This is a genomic window from Peteryoungia aggregata LMG 23059, from assembly GCF_030814435.1.
Classification (GTDB): domain Bacteria; phylum Pseudomonadota; class Alphaproteobacteria; order Rhizobiales; family Rhizobiaceae; genus Allorhizobium; species Allorhizobium aggregatum.
In genome coordinates, this window is sequence record NZ_JAUSUW010000026.1 from 1 (window position 1) to 18,990 (window position 18,990).

The following is an 18,990-nucleotide window of genomic DNA, read 5'->3' on the forward strand; positions in this document are numbered from 1 at the left end:
GCCACGATGCGCAAACTGCTCACCATCCTCAACGCAATCATCCGGGACGAAAAACCATGGCAAAACGCTTGACTGCCAAGACAGTCGCTCTCCCCCTTGTGGGAGAGGTTACAAAATCGAGGGCTTAGCCCGGTCAGGGCTAAACCTCAGATTTTGTTGGTGAGGGGATCGGTGAGGTTGGCGGGTTCCCATCTCCCCCTCGGTGGGGGAGAAAGCGATTTCGATGAATTAGGCGAGCGCAAGCCGCCTAAACATCTGAAATCGCAAGTGAGGGGGTCTGTTCGTCGTGCCCGCAGCACTGATCCCCTCACCAGGAAAATCTGAAGTTTAGGCGGCTTGCGCTCGCCTAAGCCTTCGATTTTCCGTCCTCCCCCACATGGGGGGAGGTGGAACTGAACTGTCAAAAACCCCAAGCTTCGCCGCCGGTCAGGATTGCCCCCTCCGGGTCGGGTCATGCTTGTCTCGGACGAGGCGCCAGAAGCAACCTGTCTAAGTAGTTTTATGTGGCTCCTTCCGGCGCCCCGTTCGGCGTCTATTCCCGCTGCATACGTCTCTCTGGCAAGGCGGCGACGGTCCGCGGGATTGCTCCCGAGGAATGACCGGGCGTAGGGTCCGGCTGCGGCGTCACCATGAGATGACGCTTCAGCCTGGCCGTTGGCCCGGGAGGTTCCCGTCGGATGGTGCACCAATCCGACCGGGACCCTCGCCCGGGGGATGATCGTCTGGCCATTCGCGGCCCGGCGCTCATCCCCGCCGTTTGTTTCGCCCCGCTGTCTGGATGTTCGCGACAGCGCTGGCGCCTTGTTTGTGTGCCTCTGAGGCACGTCCTTCCGATCAGGGGTTTCAGGCGTCCGGCATCCGACCGTCCACCGTCACTTCCACCCCCTCGTCCGGAGGGAGACCGTTGCAGCGGGCCGGGGATTTGTGCCTGCGAGAGCACGCCACCCCGGCGCCGGCCCCGCCTCGCCTGACATCGCATCGTCAGGTGTATCCGAGGGCGGGACGGGGATGAGTCTACGAGGGTGCAAATGGTGGGGGATGAAAAAACATGTCGGGGTTTGATTTTGTTGGGGATTTTCTCAAATTCATCCCCCTCTCTTCGGGAGATGGAGTGGTTTGACGTGATCGTCTGGCCTTCGAAGGCTTGTGTCTGGATCCTCGGGTCAAGCCCGAGGATGACGACCTTCCTAGAGTGGAAGAGGGTATTCTCCTCATGCGCGGTGCGATGGAAGAGGTAGAGGAGGATACCAGTCGCTCCCCCACACTCCGTCATCCTCGGGCTTGACCCGAGGATCCAAACACAAGTGGGGGCCGGGGTCCTATCTCCCCCCCCTTGCGGGGGAGAAATCGAAATCGAGGAATTGGCCCGATCAGGGCCAAACCTCAGATTTCGCAAGAGGGGGGCTTGGTGAGATTATCGCCTACGGAACTGTGCCCCTCGCCAGGAAAATCTGAAGTTTAGGCGGCTTGCGCTCGCCTAAGCCTTCGATTTTCCGTCCTCCCCCGCATGGGGGGAGGTGGGGGCGGTATACCCGCTTTCGTGCCTTATTGCCGCAATTCAACTTTGTGTTACGCACCAGATGCGTGCACTACGGCGAAATTTTGGTGGTATCCTTACTTCGAGTTGCGACAAAACAAGATTCAGTGCATTTTTGTGAAAGTAAAACATTCTGGAACAGAAAAATGCAGCAAATACCTGACGCGCCTGAGTTTCTCGACCACAGTGAAATTGATGCATTAGGCAATGAAACTCTGCCGCTCCCAAAATACATTGATTTAAGTTTCTTCTCCCACAAGACGCGCAAATCAACTCAGTTGGTTGGCAATGAGAGCGAGTCTAACTCTTACAAGGCAAAACGAGAGTGGATGCAATTTGATTTCAATGAGCTTTTGTATGTGACCGATTTGATAATCGATGCAACCGGTTACGATGATTATCACGAAGTTGAACTCAGCTATATCGAATTCATTAGTAATTCAACTAAGACAGATGTGGCGAAATACGTAAACGGCCAGTTTAGGTTTGCGATCGGCCGGTTCATAGGTGGTTTTGGACTTCGCCCAAGCTCGTCGTGGACAAAAGATTCTAGATTGACGGCAATAAGGGTTGAAGGACTTCAGCAGCAAGATTTTTCTGCAGTAGTCTCATTGTACAATGACGTTTCTGATTACAAGATTCGAGTTGAGGAGCATCTAAATGGATATCTTGCTCGCGCCAAAGAAGCAGATTCGAAATTTAAGACATTAAATGCGAATATCGAGAAAATTGAAGCCAAAATCACTGTAAGATCGGAAGAATTGGGGAATATCGAGGCGGAACTTGCGCGGGCCGACGCGTTATTAGAGACGCGTAAGAAGGAGATCGCTGTTGCCGAATCGCTAAAGCGCACTCTGCTTGATGAAAATCAGTCCGCGAGAAATAATGTGAATGCCTTGAGACAAGCTTCTGAGAATTTTTCCAAGGAAATTTCTGACAAAGAGGCTCAACTTAGAGCGCTCAAAAATGATATCAATCTGTTTCCGGCCGATTTGTCTGGTTACGTCTCGCAAGGAGCATCAAATGCGAGAATGTATTATTGGCTTTCAATAGTGCCATTGCTTGTTGTTGTATTTGTAACTGCAAGATTGTTCTTTAACTCAGAAAAATTCATTGATTTCGCGGCAATTGAAAGCTTTGATGTCTATAATTACATTGTATCGAGGTTGCCTTATGTGTTGGTTTCACTGGCAATTCTCGCTGTTTCGTACGCGATCCTCAATAGATTAATATCTGAAATCATCGGAATCAACAGGCGTCGCCAAGATTTATTTAAAATCAGTATCATTGCCACTGATATCTCTTATGCATCGCAAACTAATCTCGATTTAGACGAAGAGCAGATATTTAGCCTGCGGACGCAAGTAAAGATGGAATTACTCAAGGAACATCTGCGTCGACATATTGGCGAAGATTTCCAGTTCAACCACCCAAAAAGTTGGATGACAAAAATTGTGTCCAAGTTCGCAAACGGGATGGACAGGGACTCGGCCACTGATAAGGCGCAAGAATAGATTCGCCGATTAGGATAGGTGATAGCAGAACTTGACGATCTTACTTGGGCGGATGGATTACATCCGCCACAGTATCCAAATCAACGTAGCCCCTAACGCCACTATTATGCCCCGCACCAGCCATCGCACGCTCCGGAATCGGCTGCGCCTGCCAGCGCTCATATACCTGATAACATCGGAGAGCAGGGCAGCAAGGTCTTGCATGGGAATCCGAAGCTGGTGTCGTCGAAGTTGCAGTCTGCCCCTCCCTAACCCTCCCCACAAGGGGGAGTGGATGCCCCTCATCCGCCCTTCGGGCACCTTCTCCCCGCAAACGGGGAGAAGGAGGGGTCACCGCCCCGGGCGTCCCGTCTTGCCCTTCGTCCTTGCCTTTCGCTTGCCGTCGCCCGGGTCTTCGTAGGAACCGGCGCCGGAGCGGGCGCGGATGATGGGGCGGGGGTCGTCGGACGGCCTTGAGGTTGGGGTACCCCCCTCTGTCCTGCCGGACATCTCCCCCACAGGGGGGGAGAGTGGCTTGCCGCCGGCGTCGGGTTTCGGCTTTTCCGGCAGTTTGCCGGTCACCGGTTTTTCGGTGCGGCCGACGGTCATTTCGTCCAGGGTGTTCTTGCGGAAATAGGAGCTTTCGGGGCCGGATTTCGGCAGGGGGACGGCGCCGTCGGTGCCGGGGCCCATGTCGTCGATATGGGGCTTGGAGAAATAGCTGCCCTTGCCTTCCGGGGCGCCCGACTTGTTGCGGCCTGACGTGGATATGCGGGGTTGCGTCGCGGCTGGTGCACCCCCCTCTGTCGCCTGCGGCGACATCTCCCCCACAGGGGGGGAGAGTGGGCCGCTACCGCTGCGGGCCTTTCCTCGTCCGCCTTCGATATCCTTGGCCTCCTGCTTCGCGATCGGGTCGTCCATGGCGGCGAGTTCGACGGCCTTGAGGCGTTTGATCTCGTCGCGCAGGCGGGCGGCCTTTTCGAAGTCGAGGTCGGCGGCGGCGTTGCGCATGTCTTTTTCGAGCGCGTTGAGATGGGCCTGGAGGTTGTTGCCGACGAGGTGGCCGCCATCGGCGAAGCCCTTGCCGGAGACGCCTGATATGTCGGCGCGGACGTGGTCGCGTTCGTAGACCGAATCGAGGATGTCGGAGATGCGGGCCTTGACGGATTCCGGCGTGATGCCGTGTTCGGTGTTGTAGGCGACCTGCTTTTCGCGGCGGCGGGACGTTTCGTCCATGGCCCGCTTCATCGAACCGGTGATCTGGTCGGCATAGAGGATGACCTTGCCGTCGACGTTTCGCGCGGCGCGGCCGATGGTCTGGACCAGCGAGGTTTCCGAGCGGAGGAAACCTTCCTTGTCGGCATCGAGGATGGCGACGAAGCCGCATTCGGGGATGTCGAGGCCTTCGCGCAGAAGGTTGATGCCGACGAGCACGTCGAAAGCACCCAAGCGAAGATCGCGGATGATCTCGATGCGCTCCAGCGTGTCGATGTCCGAGTGCATGTAGCGGACGCGCACGCCCTGTTCATGCAGGTATTCGGTGAGGTCTTCGGCCATGCGTTTGGTGAGCACGGTGACGAGGGTGCGGTAACCCTTGAGCGCCGTTTCGCGGATTTCGCCGAGCACGTCGTCGACCTGGGACTTGGCCGGGCGGATTTCGACCGGCGGGTCGATGAGGCCTGTGGGTCGGATGACCTGTTCGGCAAAGACGCCGCCGGCTTCTTCCATTTCCCAGCTGCCGGGTGTGGCGGAGACGGCGACCGTCTGCGGGCGCATGGCGTCCCATTCCTCGAAACGCAGCGGGCGGTTGTCCATGCAGGAGGGCAGGCGGAAGCCGTATTCGGCCAGCGTCGCCTTGCGGCGGAAGTCGCCGCGATACATGCCGCCGATCTGGGAGACGGAGACGTGGCTTTCGTCGATGAAGAGCAGGGCGTTGTCGGGGATGTATTCGAAGAGGGTCGGCGGCGGCTCGCCGGGTTTGCGGCCGGTAAGGTAGCGCGAATAGTTCTCGATGCCGGCGCAGGAGCCGGTGGCCTCGAGCATTTCGATGTCGTAGCGGGTGCGCTGTTCCAGGCGCTGGGCTTCCAAGAGGCGGCCGCCCTTTTCGAGCTCGGCGAGGCGGATTTTCAGCTCGTCCTTGATCGACTTGATGGCGCCGTTGAGGGCCGGGCGCGGCGTGACATAGTGGCTGTTGGCGTAGATCTTGACCGTCTTCATGTCGCCGGTCTTCTTGCCGGTGAGCGGGTCGAATTCGGTGATGCTCTCGATCTCGTCGCCGAACAGCGTGATGCGCCAGGCGGCATCTTCCAGGTGGGCGGGGAAGAGTTCGATGGTGTCGCCGCGCACCCGGAACGAGCCGCGGATGAAATTGATGTCCTGGCGCTTGTATTGCTGGGCGACGAGGTCGGCCAGGAGCTGGCGCTGGTCGATGCGGTCACCGACCGACATCTGGAAGGTCATGGCGGTGTAGGTTTCGACCGAGCCGATACCATAGATGCAGGAGACGGAGGCGACGATGATGCAGTCGTCGCGCTCGAGGATGGCGCGGGTGGCGGCGTGGCGCATGCGGTCGATCTGTTCGTTGATCGAACTCTCCTTCTCGATGAAGGTATCCGAGCGCGGCACATAGGCTTCCGGCTGGTAGTAATCGTAATAGGAGACGAAATATTCGACCGCATTGTCGGGGAAGAAGTTCTTGAACTCGGAATAGAGCTGGGCGGCGAGCGTCTTGTTGGGCGCGAGGATGACGGCGGGGCGTTGCGTCGCCTCGATCACCTTGGCCATGGTGAAGGTCTTGCCGGAGCCGGTGACGCCGAGCAGGACCTGGGTGCGGTCGTTGTTGGAGAGGCCCTCGACGAGGTCCTTGATGGCGGTCGGCTGGTCGCCGGCGGGCTCGAAATCGGAGGCCATGCGGATCGGCACGCCGCCTTCGGACTTTTGCGGGCGGGCCGGGCGGTGCGGCATCCAGAGTTCGCCGTTCTTGAACAGCGGGTTGCCGCTTTCGATCAGGGCGGAGAGGGCCTCGACGGTGGCCGTGACGGCGCCGGGGGCGAGGGATTCAGCCTCTTCCAGCGACATGTCCATGCCGGCCACGGGGTTCAGGCCGGCGGCGGCGCGGGTGGCGGGATCGGAGGAGGCGCCGATCGAGACGCCGCGGGAGGTTCTTTGTGCGGTGGTGTTCTTGGCGGTGGGTTTGGTTGTCGCCTTTTCGAGCGCCATCTTCTCCGCATGGCGGCGGGCCTCGATCTCGATCTTCTTGCGATGCTTGCCGGCCTTGGAGGCGAGTTCGCGCTGGCTCTCGACCGTCGACGCCTCCGCCTCGGCCTCCAACTGCTTCACCCAATCAGAGACGGACCCCGACAGTGGGGCACCTTCAAACGGGGCTTGCGGGGCTTCCTCGAAACTATCAGAGGGGGCGGAGGATTTGGGAGATTTGGCCATGGCCGGAATATGGAGAAGGGCGGCGGCAAAGGGAAGGGCCGGGGCGGGATAATCAGAACGAAAACGCAACGGGGAGGCGGGGTTATTGCCAGCCCGGTGGCAGGAGGGGCCGGTCGAATGCGCAGAACGGATCGTCCAGGCGCCGCGGTAGCGCATGTCTTCTCGTGTGATGGGGGGCCGCCCCGACGCTCAAGCCACCGACAGATGCTTCGCCTTGGTCTTGCGCTTGAGGTCGGAGCTTGGCTGGTGGTCGGCGATCCAGCCTTCGAGGGCGCTGGATGGCATGGGGCGGGCGAAGAGGTAGCCCTGGGCGGTGCCGCAGCCGAGGCGGGCGAGGATGGCGGCGTCTTCGGGGGTCTCGACGCCTTCGACGACGATCTCCAGCGACAGGGACTGGCCGAGGCTGACCATGGCGGCGATTAGCTTCTGGTTCGTCTCGCTGCGGGCAACATCCTGCACGAAGCTGCGGTCGATCTTCAGCCGGTCGACCTTCAGACCGATCAGGTAGGCCAGCGATGAATGGCCCATGCCGAAGTCATCGACGGCGAGCTTGTAGCCCGCCTCTTCCATGCGCTTCAGCTGCTGGTCGGCCAGCGCCGGGTCGAAGATCGCCTCTTCGGTGATCTCGATCTCCAGCGCCGACGGTTCCACGCCATATTCCGCGGTTACGCGTTGCAGCATGCAGGCCACGGAGTAGAGGGCGAATTCGCGCGGGGAGACATTGAGGGCGACGGTGACATCAGTGAGGCCGAGTGCCGGCAGACGGCGGACAAGCCGGCAGGCGTCACCGGCGACGCGGGCGGTCAGCTGTTCCGAAAGATGTACGGCGCGAGCGGCATTGACGATTTCCGGCGGAGAGATGAAGCCGAGTTGCGGGTGCTGCCAGCGGACCAGAGCCTCGAAGCCGGTGATGCGACGGGTGACGAGATCGACCTGCGGCTGGAACCAGGCGCCGAGAGCACCGGCGTCGATGGCTCTTTCGAGATCCTGCTCGATGATGCGCTTGCGTTCGGCATTGCGGCGCAGATCCGGATCGAATTCGCGCAGCTGTCGACGGTCGCCCCGTTTGGCATCGTAGAGTGCCATGTCGGCGCAGGCGAGCAGCTCCTCGGCATTGTCGGCATGGTCGGGGTAGGCGGCCAGACCGACGCTGAGCCCCACCACGGCCTGGCGCTGGTGCCAGTGGATCGGCTGACGGCTTGCCTCGAGCACGGCGGCAGCATGCGCCCGCGCCCGCTCCAACGCATCCGAACCGGCGACGATCACTGCGAACTCGTCCCCACCGAGCCTGGCGATCAGGCTGCCATCCTCGACGATCGAGGAGAGGCGGGCGGCGATCTCACGCAGCAGCCCATCGCCGGCGCTATGACCCAATGTGTCGTTGATCGACTGGAAACGTTCGACATCAAAGATCAGCAGCGCGACCTGCTCGTCCAAGACGACAGCGCGTGCGATGTCGCCGGCAAGGCGACCGTGGAAGAACACACGATTGGCCAGACCGGTCAGCGTGTCGCGATTGGCGAGTGCCTCCAGGCGTGAATTCTGGCGCAGGATATCGCTGTTGGCGCGGGTCAGGCTGTCGGCCAGCGCGGTGGCCTCATGCCGCGCGACCTGGCTGCTGACGAACATGCGCTCGGCCCAGACGCTGCGACGAATGAAAACGACGATCATCAGGCCCATGCATAGACCGACAAGAACCTCGTGGAGTCTCCACAGACCGACAAGATTGACCATCAGGGAGATCAGGATCGGGATCGAATAATTGAGCGCGAGCGGCGTGTATCCGATCTGCTTGATCACCGAACCGGCGGCCATGCCGCCCATGATCAGCAAGAGCGAGGCATGCTGGCCGAGGGGCTCGAAGTCGGAAACGATCCAGGGCAGCACTGCCCAGGTGGCCCCGAGAGCGAGAGCGCCGATCGACAGTATGGTGAGGCTGGTCCTGGGCGCCTCGACGAGCATGCCGCGGCGGGTCAGGCTTCTCATCACTCCACTGCGCGTGACGATGATGGCAAGGGCGAGAGCATACCAGGTGAGCACAGCCCAACCGGCCTGACCCTGGATGTGAAGAATGGCGATGGAGACGGAGAGAGTGACGACATTGAGCACCAGAGTCGAGCGATGGCCTTCGACGATATCCGCCACCTGGGCTTGCAGCACTGCAGGCAATATTCTGCCGCTTCGGCTTTCACTCAACCACATAAATCAACGTCCATACCGATCGCAATAAATACTCAATAACAAGAGCAACTTAACGGGGCGTTACGGAGACTTTGCACAATTTAACTAGAAATCACGGGCGACTTTTCAGCGGCGCCGGGGTGCCCTTTCTGGGGTCGTTGCGGCAGGATGATGGGACGCCGGCACGAGAGGTGAGGCTGCCTCAGGTTGCATAGTGGTCGGGGCGGGCGGTGTGCTGGACTGAAGGGTTGCTCCATGCCGCCGTCCATTTGCTATAGTCTGAAGCCGGCGACTCGTCGGTCGCGTCCCCTCCGCCATCTTCCCTTGCTGTGAGCTGCCATGCCCAGTTTGTCTCCCGCCGCCCTCTGGCCGATCCTGCTCCTGTCGCTTTCCAATATCTTCATGACATTCGCCTGGTACGGTCACCTGAAATACAAGACCTCCGCGCTGTGGATTGCCATCGCGGCGAGCTGGGGTATCGCCTTCTTCGAGTACTGCCTGGCCGTGCCGGCCAACCGGATCGGGGCAGAAGTCTATTCCGCTGCACAGCTTAAGACGATCCAGGAGGTGATCACCCTGATCGTCTTCTCCGGCTTTTCCGTGTTTTTTCTGAAGGAAAGCCTGACGATCAACCACCTCATCGGCTTCGCGCTGATCGCGGCCGGTGCGGCCTTCGTATTCCGGGCCTGAAGGCGGGGGCGGATCTGCCATATCCGCCCCGGGCCGTCGCCATCGGTTTGCCCTGCGCAAATCCGGCTGCCGATCGTGCGGCAGCCGGGCGCCCTGCGGCATGGTCTCAGCTGGGGATCGCGACGCGGCGACCATCGACAAACCATGCCGGAACGACGAAGGCGAGCATCAGCATGGTGTTGAGCAGGACGTTGACCATTGCGCCGGCGGCGAAGGATCCCGTGCTGTCAACGACGAACCAGATGAGAATAGCCTCGATGATCAGGAGGCGGGCAAGCGCCGGGTCGGCGGGCATCAGCCGATCCAGGATGAGCCACATCATTGCACCCCAACCGGCCATCACGCCGCCGCTGATCGCCGCGAGCACGCGGGCGGCAGGCGCCTCCAGCGGCTGGGCGCCATCGAAGGGCCAGAACACGATGTCGCTCAGCCAGGTGGCCGGCAGCGCGGTGGCGGGATGCGCGCCGAAGGCGACGAGCAGACCAAGAAGGACGACGAAGAGGCTCATCAGCTTGAGCCAGCGCGTGGTGAGATGTGGTGTCATGAGTGTGCTCCCTGTTGGTGTGACGCTGCTGACGATGGCTGCTGGATAAACCCGTCGCAATTACCGGCAAGGTAAGTGACGGCGTGCCGCCCGCATGGCAGAAATGCCTGCAGACTTGGCCAGGGGGCATCAGCGAGAGGGTTCTGATGACAATCGATTTCGGTGGGCATTTGCGAACGTGGCGCAGCAGGCGGCGATTGAGCCAGTTGCAACTGGCCCTGACGGCAGATGTTTCGGCACGCCACATCGCCTTTCTCGAAACGGGCAGGGCAAAGCCGAGCCGACGGATGGTCATGCGACTGGGGGAGGCCCTCGACATGCCCCGCGCCGACCGCAACCTGATGCTGGATGCGGCCGGTTTCCGCCCCGCCTATGGGCGCCGCCCCCTCGAAAGCGAGGCAATGGAGCCGATCCGAAAGGCGATCACCCACATGATCGAAGGACATGCGCCCTATCCGGCCTTCGTTTTCGATCGCCACTGGCGCGTGCTGGATGCCAACGGCAGCGGTCGCTTCATGCTGTCCGGCTTTGGGCTTGGCGAAGGGGACAGTTTCATCGATTTCCTGCTGGCGCCGGGACGCGGGCCGGAACTCGTCGACAACTGGCCGGAGGTGGCGCACCATCTCGCAACACGATTTCGGCTGGAAAGCGTGCATCTGGGTGGCGACCCCGTTCTGGAGCGCGCTGCGGCGGTCCTCGACCAGGATGCGTTGGCGATGGAGCATGGCGCAGCCACGGATCTGCCACCCGTATTGGCGGTGCGATTCCGGATGGGGGACGCCATCTATCCGATGTTTTCGACAATTACCCAGTTCGGCACGGCGGAGGATATCGCGCTTGCCGATATCAAGATCGAGATGTTCTTTCCCACCAATGCTGCCGCCGAGGCACTGTTCCGGCAGATGGCGGCGGGCTGAGCTGAAGTCAGAGTGGCGGCACCGGCGTCGGTTTGCCGTCCGCGTCCAGCGCCACCATGACGAAAGTCGCTTCGGTGACCTTTTCCATGACATGGGTGAGATAACGCTGGGCCCAGGTCTCGACCTTCAATGTCATCGAACTGCGCCCAACCCGACTGATCTCGGTGTAGACACAGAGCGTGTCGCCGATCTTGACCGGCATGGCGAAGGCCATTTCCTGGACGGCGGCGGTTACCACGCGGCCACGGGCGCGTTCGGCGGCCCGGATGCCGCAGGCGAGGTCCATCTGCGCCATGACCCAGCCGCCGAAGATATCGCCGGCGGCATTGGCGTCTGCGGGCATGGCCAGGGTACGAAGGGTGAGCTCGCCCGTGGGTTTGTTGGTGTTCATGGTCATGAGCCCGGCGATTCTCCCGTTACGGTGCTGGCGACGAAAAAACGCGCCGCGCGCGTAGAGCACCACTGCTAAATTTCACCCACAACAAAACACCTATCAGAACTTGGCGTGTCGTATTTACGGAGTTTAGAATTGATACATATCAAAATTTAGCCACTCGAACGAAATTGGGGGTGGAGAATATGAAATCGGTGTCTTTGTCAGTGCGGCTCTATGCACTTGTGGCGTTATCGCTGGCGGTGCTTGTGGGAGCGCTGACATATAGCCTCTTTCAATCCTATGACGCGCTGGTCCATGAGCGGCGGCTGGGGCTGGCTCAAATCAATGATCAGGCGATCTCTGTTTTCGACAAATATCACAAGCAGGAACTCGATGGCACGCTGACGCGCGACGAGGCGCAGGCGCGGGCGAAGGAAGTGGCCAGCGCCATGCGCTACAATCCCGACGGCTATTACTTCATCGTCGACATGCAGCCGGCCATGGTCATGCATCCGATCAAGCCTGAGTTGAACGGCAAGGATCTGAGCCAGAACAAGGACCCCAACGGCAAGTTCCTGTTCGTTGAGTTTGTGAACACGGTCAAGGCCAGCAAGGAAGGCTTTGTCGACTACTACTGGCCGAAGCCTGGCTTCGAAGAGCCGGTCGAGAAGCTTTCGCATGTCATCGGCTACGAGCCCTGGGGCTGGGTCGTCGGCACGGGCGTCTATTCCGACGACCTTGCAGTGCTCTTCCGCCAGACGGCGCTTCAGTATGGCGCGCTGATCGCGCTCGCGCTGATCGGCAAGCTGATTTGCGCCTATCTCGTGGTGCGCAGCGTCGTGAAGCCGATCAACCGCCTGAAGGATTCCATGCACGACATCGCCGAGGAAAAGGTAGATATCGATATCGCCGATACCGAACGCCGCGACGAGATCGGTGGCATGGCACAGACGCTGGTTGTTCTGCGTGACAGCGTGCGCGACCGCATCGACCTGCGTCAGCGTGAGGCCGAGCAGCAGGCGAGCCTGAACGGCGAGCGCGAGCGCAACGAGATCAACCTGCGCACGGCATCCGAACGGCAGAACCACGCGATCAACGCGCTGGGTTCGGCGCTGGAGCGGCTGGCCGAGGGTGACCTCACCGTGCAGATCGGCGTGATCGGCTCGGAATATGAAAAGCTGCGCGACGACTTCAACCGCGCGGTGGAATCGCTCGGCGGCGTTATTGCCGCGATCAACCAGACGAGCGAGATCGTTACGTCTTCTGCCGGCAATATCAGCGAGGCGACCAACAACCTGTCGAAGCGAACCGAGCAGCAGGCGGCAGCCCTTGAAGAAACGGCGGCGGCGCTCGATGAGATTACCGCGACCGTTCGCACGGCGGCCGAACGCGCCAACGAAGCACGCCAGATGGTGGCCGAGACGAAGACCAGTGCCAACCGTTCTGGTCAGATCGTGCGCAATGCTGTCGATGCCATGGGCCGGATCGAGGGCTCTTCGCAGAAGATCAGCCAGATCATTTCCGTGATCGACGAGATCGCCTTCCAGACCAACCTGCTGGCGCTGAATGCCGGTGTCGAGGCGGCGCGTGCAGGCGAAGCGGGTCGCGGCTTTGCGGTCGTGGCGCAGGAAGTGCGTGAACTCGCACAGCGCTCGGCCAATGCGGCGAAGGAGATCAAGGTGCTGATCAGCGCGTCGGCGGCCGAAGTCGACACGGGCGTGGGCCTGGTGCGTTCGACCGGCGAGGCGCTCGTCGAGATCGAGGCGCTGGTCAACCGTGTGAACGAGAGCGTCAACACGATTGCGACCGCTGCCAAGGAGCAGGCGACGGGGCTGGCCGAGATCAATACCTCGGTCAACCACATGGACCAGATGACCCAGCAGAATGCGGCGATGGTCGAGGAAACCTCGGCGGCCGGCCAGTCGCTGGCGGAGGAGAGCTACAATCTGCGCCAGCTGCTCTCGCGCCTCAAGGTCAATGCCCAGCAGGCCATGGGCCATCGCCGGGCGGCCTGATTGTCGACAAGCATCGTCGGCAGAGACGAACGAAAGGGCCGGTGGAGCGATCCACCGGCCCTTATTTCTTGCGGCGAATTCCTGGCGAATTCCGTTCATGGCGCATTAAGCCGGGAGACCTTAAGCTGGTTTAAGTTGTCCCATATGGGGCCATCGAGGGTGAAATGAGTTTTGTGTTTTCGTCCCTTGGCAGCCGGCTCACGGTTGCTGTTTTCGCAAGCTTTCTCGTTGCCGGCTGCTCCGGCAGCGACCGTGTGCCCTTTGCCGATATCGGTGGGCCGAAGGCTGGCGACCAGTTGATCGGCAAGGTGGATCGCGCCCGCGACGGACGCGTCATCGTGGGGCGGGTCGGTGACCCCCGGGCGGAGGCTGCGGCCTATGCGCCGGCGGCGGGCGCGCAGAATGGCGGGAGCCAGGGGCTCGATTATCTCGATACACCCAACATGGCCGAGAGTGACGGGCTGCAGGCGGCGCCTATGATGGCGGCGGCGGAGCCTGATATGGCCGATGGGGCCCAGGGCCAGGCGATGAGCGCGATGGTCATTCCGGATGGCGGCGTGAACATTGATGGCGAGCTCGGGATCGGGGCTTCACCCCAGGTTGCGGATCTCGGCTCGACGGAGATGGCAAGCCCTGTCGGCGTGCAGCCGCATATGGTGACCGAGGGTGGGGCGATGGCGATTGCCGAGGGCAATACCAGCCAGCCGGTGGTCGACGGGATCGGCTTCGACGAGCCGACGCAGATCGTGACGGGCCCGAGCGGGGCTCCGGTGGCGGAGACGCAGGTTGCCGAGCAGATGCCGGAGGAGGGCGGGATCCTGCCGCTTTCGGTCGACAGCGGCAATTCCGGCATGGAGGATCCGGTTCCGGTCGAGACCCGGCGGGTGGCGGCGCAAGCAGCGCCAGTGGGTAAGGATTGTTCGCTCTATCTCGACAAGCGCAACTGCCGCTGAGGCAAGTTTTTATCTGCTACGCGAATTCGGGAATTTCCTAAATCTTGACGGTGCTTGTGGCGCGCGATGGCGGTTGCGCGGATGGATCCGGTTGCGAGGAGCGTACCGGGATGGGTAAGGCTGGGCTTGCGGGCGGGGTAGCAGGGGCCTAGAGGCAGGGCAGGTTCTTGTGCAGCGGCCGGATGGTCGGTGTGCCCCCTCTTGCCTGTCTTTTGCCCTTCATGACCGTCCGGCCGGGCGGTCGATCTTTTCCGGAGTGCCCCATGCCGCCGATTGCCGATATTCTCCTGTTTGCCGTGATGCTGGCTGCCGCGGGCGCCGTGGCGGGGCTCTTGGCCGGCGTGTTCGGGATCGGTGGGGGTGCGGTGCTGGTGCCGGTCTTCTACCAGGTCTTCGGTTATGCCGGGATCCCGGAGGAGGTGATCATGCATCTCGCCGTCGGCACCTCGACGGCGCTGATCGTGCCGACCTCGATCCGCTCGTTCCAGGCGCATCGGAAGCGCGGGGCGGTCGATATGGAGCTCTTGAAAGGATGGATGGTCGCGGTGCCCTTGGGTGCGCTCGCCGCCACCGTCGTTGCCGCCTATGTGTCGAGCGAGGGTTTGCGGCTGTTCTTCGCGGTCATGAGCCTGGTGCTGGCGGCGCGCATGCTGTTTCTCTCCAACCGCATGCATCTCGGCACCGAACTGCCGGGCCAGCCGGCGCGGTTTCTCACAGGTTCTGCGATCGGGCTGTTTTCAGGCCTGATGGGGGTCGGTGGCGGAGTGTTCAACAACACCTTCATGACGCTTTACGGCCGGCCGATCCACCAGGCGGTGGCGACCTCCTCGGGCGTCGGCGTGCTGATCTCGATCCCGGCCTTTTTCGGCTTCATCTATGCCGGCTGGGGCGAGGCGGGCCTGCCGCCGTTTTCCACCGGCTTCGTCAACTGGATCGCCTTTGCGGTGATCTTCCCGATCGCCATGCTGGTCACGCCCTATGGCGCGCAGCTGGCGCACCGGCTGAACAAGCGGCAGCTGGAGATGGGGTTTGCGGTGTTTCTGCTGTTTGTGTCGGCGCGGTTTTTCTGGAGTCTGGTGGGGTGAGGGGTGCGAGGTGTGCTCATGCGCACCGCTGCCCCACATCTGAAAGTCAGTTGTCAGCTGGCAAAGCATTCGATGTGTGTTGCAACGCCCTTGGTGACTCCCACGAGGCAGGAGTGACTGAAATCGCCGAGGTTACCGTGGCACACATTCGCCACTGTGGGCATGGTGCGACCACTTGGCAATACAAACACTTCTGCGGAATCTAATAAAATTGAATGATTGCATAACGGATAACATTTCCGCTTCGGTTGTATTTCGCGACTGCGATCGAGCGACCTAGATTATGAGCCTGAGTTACGTTTGGCTTCCCGGTCCAGCCTGACTTTATGGCGCTCGCGATGGATTCTGATATTGAGTGATGGGACTTCAGGCAGAGCGTTAGACTTCGTTTTTTTCTTGCTTTTTCTTAACCAGCCTACCTGATTTCTATCAATATAAGACGGTAGCTTCGTTTCCGGTGTGCCAATTGCAGAATTAACTGCATCCAGGGACAAGTTAATAACTCCGGATAGATCGGCATCGGAGATATCTGCTCCGGTTAGGTCCGCGCCATCCATGTCGATAGACCCGTTAACAAGTAATCCAGTAAAACTGTTTCCAAACCTGAAGCGATCTTTGTACGATGCATCCACCCCAGCCAGGCTTGCTCCTCGGAGGTTGCATTGGCGCATATCAACACCTTGAAAAGTTGCTTGTTCGAAGTCTGATGTCGATAAATCGCATCCTCTTAAAGAGGTTGAAAAGAACCGAGTATGAGACGCTTGTAACGCCGATAGATTTGCGTTGTCGAGATAAGAGTCGATCAAGATGCTCCAGATGAGTATAGTGCACCGTAAATCTGCGCCCTCCATATTTATCCGGCTAAGGCTGCTATCCCAAAGCCTCTGATCCGCCAAATTTATCCTCCGTAGTGCTTTGATCGCGGGCCGTTCAGTCGACAGTGCAATCTCGTTTAACTTTTCTTTAGCTGCATCGATTCCATTTTTCTCCCACCGAACGTTTACCGTCCAGGGTGCATCTAATGTAGCCTCAATCCAGTTACCAACAGGGATAGCCGTAGCGATCGCCGAAGTGCTAGCGACCAATGCAGATAAAGCGCAACGCTGCTGTCGGGCGAGGTCAGCCCACGGCGCATCGGCTGCGATCTTTTGAACCGAAAATCCGTACAGTAGCGCCCAGTTTAAGAGCTCAGTAAGAGCATCTTTGTATTCAATCGCTTGTTCTTCCGTGAGCTTCAAGCGCGCTTCGCCGTACAAGAAGCTTATGATTTCCGGTGTCAATTCTGCAAACCCGATTAGTTGACACCACTGCTGCTCAATGTCCTCCGGGTCTTTTTCCCTCAGGGCATGCGCTGTCTTGAGAGCGTGAAACAAAAGACCTCGCGCAGCAAGATACTCACCAAAGCTCTTATGTATGAACTCGAATCCTCCGCTCAAGTCGTCTTGGGCCGCACGGGTATGGATGTTCAGAGCAACCGATTTCAGGCTTGCTGCAGGAAAATCTTTGAATTTTTTTTCTTTGTTCAAATGTAATTTGCGTATCTGACGAAATTCACTTTCATCACCAGTGCGGCCATTTCCGCGCCATGCGGCGATTCCGAGACACTCCATAAACTCAAAAAATAGCGCTTCATCAACGCCGGCTGCGAGAAAATGCTCCTTGTGTCTATTTCTTTCAAATATCTTCTGCAGGATGTCTTCATAAACGACATTCTTATTTTGGGCCGCCAACTCCCAATCTTCTCCGCTGTACTTCGATATTATCAATAGATGTAGTAAAAGTGGCTCTGAGTTTAGATCTCTCATGCTTGCGGACAATATTGCATTCGGCGTAACATCTTTATTTAATCCTTTAAGGTTCGCCCAATTTTTCCAATATTGTTCGCGTTGGTCAATGTTCTTTAAGTTCTCGGGATCAAGAATCATTGTGCGCGAGCCATTTAAAGCCATGCAGGTTGCATCGTCTATTTTTGAGATCGGGGCGACGTTCAGCATGTATTCAAGTGGTATGTTTGCCGCGGCCATAGCCGATTGGCAGGCTACGTTGCGACCGAGAACAAGTGCCCGAATAGGCGAGCCGTCAGCATTCAATGGGGAAAGCATCAATTTGAGCGCAAGTAGGAGCTCGCGCGCGTACCGCTCGCCGTCATCCTCTTTAGTCGAAAGCTCATCTAGGCCATCGAAAATCATTATAATTGGCATCTCATCGGTCTTGCGCCAGTCTAGAGGGTTCCCAGGAAGGCCAGGGCTACCAAACTGACCTGTCGCAGTATCGCGGCGGTCAACGTACCGCGCAATGTCGTCATATAGTGAACCCGTAAGTGTCATGTGTTGAAGTTGAAGGAATAACACTCTATGTTTACCACGTCGGATCAACTCGTGAGCCAAGGCGCGTGCGAACGAAGACTTGCCGCTTCCGGGGCCGCCGGTAACTACCCGAACTGTGTCTGAGCGATCTATTTTCGAGAGCCACTCGTGAATAGTTCTGCTCAGGTCCGCGATATGGGCAGCCTTGTGCACGGATTGTGTGTCATCAGAATTTTCGATGTTCTTTATCTGGTGCCAGAAACATCGTGGAGGAAGGTATACCGATTCCAGAGGAATTATCTCATTTTCGTCTGGAGAGAAAATTGGCGTATCGGTATACTGATGGGAAATCCAGTTCGCGTGGCGAGCCCAGTAGCCGTCGCGGCGAGCGCCTTCTCCAGCCAAGCCGGTAAGTCCTTCTTCAAGAACACGAAAGTAAACTGGATCTTCGCATAATGTGCGATATGATCCTAACCTTAATGCTTGGTTGAAGCGTTCGCCGAGGCTATCAACGCCAAAGTCTGCTCCCGTGGTAGCCTTCAATAAAAATGCGGCCAACGCTTTCTTCGAATTCTCAAATATATTAGATGCAGCGGGGTTTGTAAGTGCGAGGATGTCGAGTTCCAGATCTTCGAACCGTGTAGCAGCCTCAATAAATTCGCGGACCGCCTCATCTTTGCTGATAGATAGAGGTGCGTTGATTTGCTGGGCCTTCAACATATCACCAGCGGCATAACTAATTGTCTTGTAGGCCCATACCCATGCTCGATGAGCCGGCTCGTCTTCATTCAACCCTTTTAGATGACTAAATCCAGCCTTGAGATTCGCGAGTATATTGGGAATATTTGGCCCAGTGGGGCCAATCGCCTCAAGGACAGCTAAAACCCCGCTGAAGGCTGCCTCGAAGTAATTCCGCTTCCTCTCTGGTGCGATGAGTCGAATCGTCATTTTGTGATCCCGTCGATCAAATCGTTTTGTGGCTTGAATGCGCGATCTTAAGTGGAGGGCTGCAATTTGAAAGAGAGTTACGGCTATTTGACGCAACTTTTATTGGGCATGCAGACTTGATTTAACCTGTGCTGATCTGCGGATTGCTGAAGGGCAAGCTAGGGCGTGATAAGCTTGTGGCCGTCCTGCCCCCTTCCCTCTGTAGGCTACGCCGACATCTCCGCCACATAGGGGTGGTATCAACCTGCCGGCCATCTCCCCCTCAAGGGTAGGGCAATTGCCTATGGATTTTGAACGGCGCAGGGCTCAGGTACCAATTGTTTCACCGGGGATGAGGACGCGCGCGAATCGCTAAAGCTTTGCCGGGTAGCCCCCTCATCGCCTCGCATACGCTCGGCACTTCTCCCCGTGGGGAGAGCGACTGTCTTGGCAGTCAAGCGTTTTGCCATGGTTTTTCGTCCCGGATGATTGCGTTGAGGATGGTGAGCAGTTTGCGCATCGTGG

The 18,990-nt window shown here is 58.9% G+C and carries 11 protein-coding genes; 6 read left to right on the forward strand and 5 right to left on the reverse strand.

From position 1 onward, the window contains the following. Positions 1–1,683 precede the first annotated feature (1,683 nt). Complete coding sequence (locus tag J2045_RS22940) at positions 1,684–3,051, forward strand: hypothetical protein (protein WP_307377713.1); 1,368 nt, start codon at positions 1,684–1,686, stop codon at positions 3,049–3,051. 330 nt (positions 3,052–3,381) lie between these two features. Here the strand turns inward: J2045_RS22940 and uvrB are convergent, their stop codons facing one another. Both uvrB and J2045_RS22950 read right to left on the reverse strand, forming a co-directional pair. Further along, positions 3,382–6,471 carry an excinuclease ABC subunit UvrB gene (uvrB, locus tag J2045_RS22945; protein ID WP_307377739.1) on the reverse strand — a complete coding sequence of 1,030 codons (3,090 nt, stop codon included), beginning with the start codon at positions 6,469–6,471 and terminating at the stop codon, positions 3,382–3,384. A 189-nt stretch (positions 6,472–6,660) separates the two neighbouring features. Beyond that, positions 6,661–8,631, reverse strand: a complete 1,971-nt coding sequence (locus J2045_RS22950) for a putative bifunctional diguanylate cyclase/phosphodiesterase (protein ID WP_307377714.1) — start codon at positions 8,629–8,631, stop codon at positions 6,661–6,663. A 360-nt stretch (positions 8,632–8,991) separates the two neighbouring features. Here J2045_RS22950 and J2045_RS22955 point away from each other — a divergent pair, with 360 nt between their 5' ends. Continuing rightward, positions 8,992–9,342 carry a DMT family protein gene (locus J2045_RS22955; RefSeq protein WP_307377717.1) on the forward strand — a complete coding sequence of 117 codons (351 nt, stop codon included), beginning with the start codon at positions 8,992–8,994 and terminating at the stop codon, positions 9,340–9,342. Positions 9,343–9,448: 106 nt separating this feature from the next. On the opposite strand, the gene J2045_RS22960 is transcribed toward J2045_RS22955, so the two are convergent. After that, positions 9,449–9,886, reverse strand: a complete 438-nt coding sequence (locus J2045_RS22960) for a hypothetical protein (protein ID WP_307377721.1) — start codon at positions 9,884–9,886, stop codon at positions 9,449–9,451. Between the two features lie 146 nt (positions 9,887–10,032). On the opposite strand from J2045_RS22960, the gene J2045_RS22965 reads away from it, so the two are divergent. Then, positions 10,033–10,803 (forward strand): helix-turn-helix domain-containing protein, encoded by a 771-nt coding sequence (locus tag J2045_RS22965; protein ID WP_307377724.1) that lies wholly within the window; start codon positions 10,033–10,035, stop codon positions 10,801–10,803. Positions 10,804–10,810: 7 nt separating this feature from the next. Here J2045_RS22965 and J2045_RS22970 read toward each other — a convergent pair whose 3' ends face one another. Further along, positions 10,811–11,194 carry an acyl-CoA thioesterase gene (locus tag J2045_RS22970; protein WP_166604618.1) on the reverse strand — a complete coding sequence of 128 codons (384 nt, stop codon included), beginning with the start codon at positions 11,192–11,194 and terminating at the stop codon, positions 10,811–10,813. A 188-nt stretch (positions 11,195–11,382) separates the two neighbouring features. Here J2045_RS22970 and J2045_RS22975 point away from each other — a divergent pair, with 188 nt between their 5' ends. The 3 genes from J2045_RS22975 to J2045_RS22985 all read left to right on the forward strand — a co-directional run bounded on the left by J2045_RS22975 (position 11,383) and on the right by J2045_RS22985 (position 15,232). After that, positions 11,383–13,194, forward strand: a complete 1,812-nt coding sequence (locus tag J2045_RS22975; protein ID WP_307377728.1) for a methyl-accepting chemotaxis protein — start codon at positions 11,383–11,385, stop codon at positions 13,192–13,194. Between the two features lie 164 nt (positions 13,195–13,358). Then, on the forward strand, positions 13,359–14,147 hold the full coding sequence (locus J2045_RS22980) for a hypothetical protein (RefSeq protein ID WP_307377731.1): 789 nt from the start codon (positions 13,359–13,361) through the stop codon (positions 14,145–14,147). A gap of 263 nt (positions 14,148–14,410) precedes the next feature. Further along, positions 14,411–15,232, forward strand: a complete 822-nt coding sequence (locus J2045_RS22985; protein ID WP_307377734.1) for a sulfite exporter TauE/SafE family protein — start codon at positions 14,411–14,413, stop codon at positions 15,230–15,232. 281 nt (positions 15,233–15,513) lie between these two features. Here the strand turns inward: J2045_RS22985 and J2045_RS22990 are convergent, their stop codons facing one another. Continuing rightward, complete coding sequence (locus J2045_RS22990) at positions 15,514–18,486, reverse strand: NACHT domain-containing protein (protein WP_307377737.1); 2,973 nt, start codon at positions 18,484–18,486, stop codon at positions 15,514–15,516. Positions 18,487–18,990: the final 504 nt, after the last annotated feature.

Coding starts and splice junctions, on each gene's coding strand:
- J2045_RS22985 (WP_307377734.1), top strand. CDS start 14,411: ATGCCGCCGATTGCCGATATTCTCCTGTTTGCCGTGATGCTGGCTGCC.
- J2045_RS22960 (WP_307377721.1), bottom strand. CDS start 9,886: ATGACACCACATCTCACCACGCGCTGGCTCAAGCTGATGAGCCTCTTC.
- J2045_RS22975 (WP_307377728.1), top strand. CDS start 11,383: ATGAAATCGGTGTCTTTGTCAGTGCGGCTCTATGCACTTGTGGCGTTA.
- J2045_RS22965 (WP_307377724.1), top strand. CDS start 10,033: ATGACAATCGATTTCGGTGGGCATTTGCGAACGTGGCGCAGCAGGCGG.
- J2045_RS22980 (WP_307377731.1), top strand. CDS start 13,359: ATGAGTTTTGTGTTTTCGTCCCTTGGCAGCCGGCTCACGGTTGCTGTT.
- J2045_RS22990 (WP_307377737.1), bottom strand. CDS start 18,486: ATGACGATTCGACTCATCGCACCAGAGAGGAAGCGGAATTACTTCGAG.
- J2045_RS22940 (WP_307377713.1), top strand. CDS start 1,684: ATGCAGCAAATACCTGACGCGCCTGAGTTTCTCGACCACAGTGAAATT.
- J2045_RS22955 (WP_307377717.1), top strand. CDS start 8,992: ATGCCCAGTTTGTCTCCCGCCGCCCTCTGGCCGATCCTGCTCCTGTCG.
- J2045_RS22970 (WP_166604618.1), bottom strand. CDS start 11,194: ATGAACACCAACAAACCCACGGGCGAGCTCACCCTTCGTACCCTGGCC.
- uvrB (WP_307377739.1), bottom strand. CDS start 6,471: ATGGCCAAATCTCCCAAATCCTCCGCCCCCTCTGATAGTTTCGAGGAA.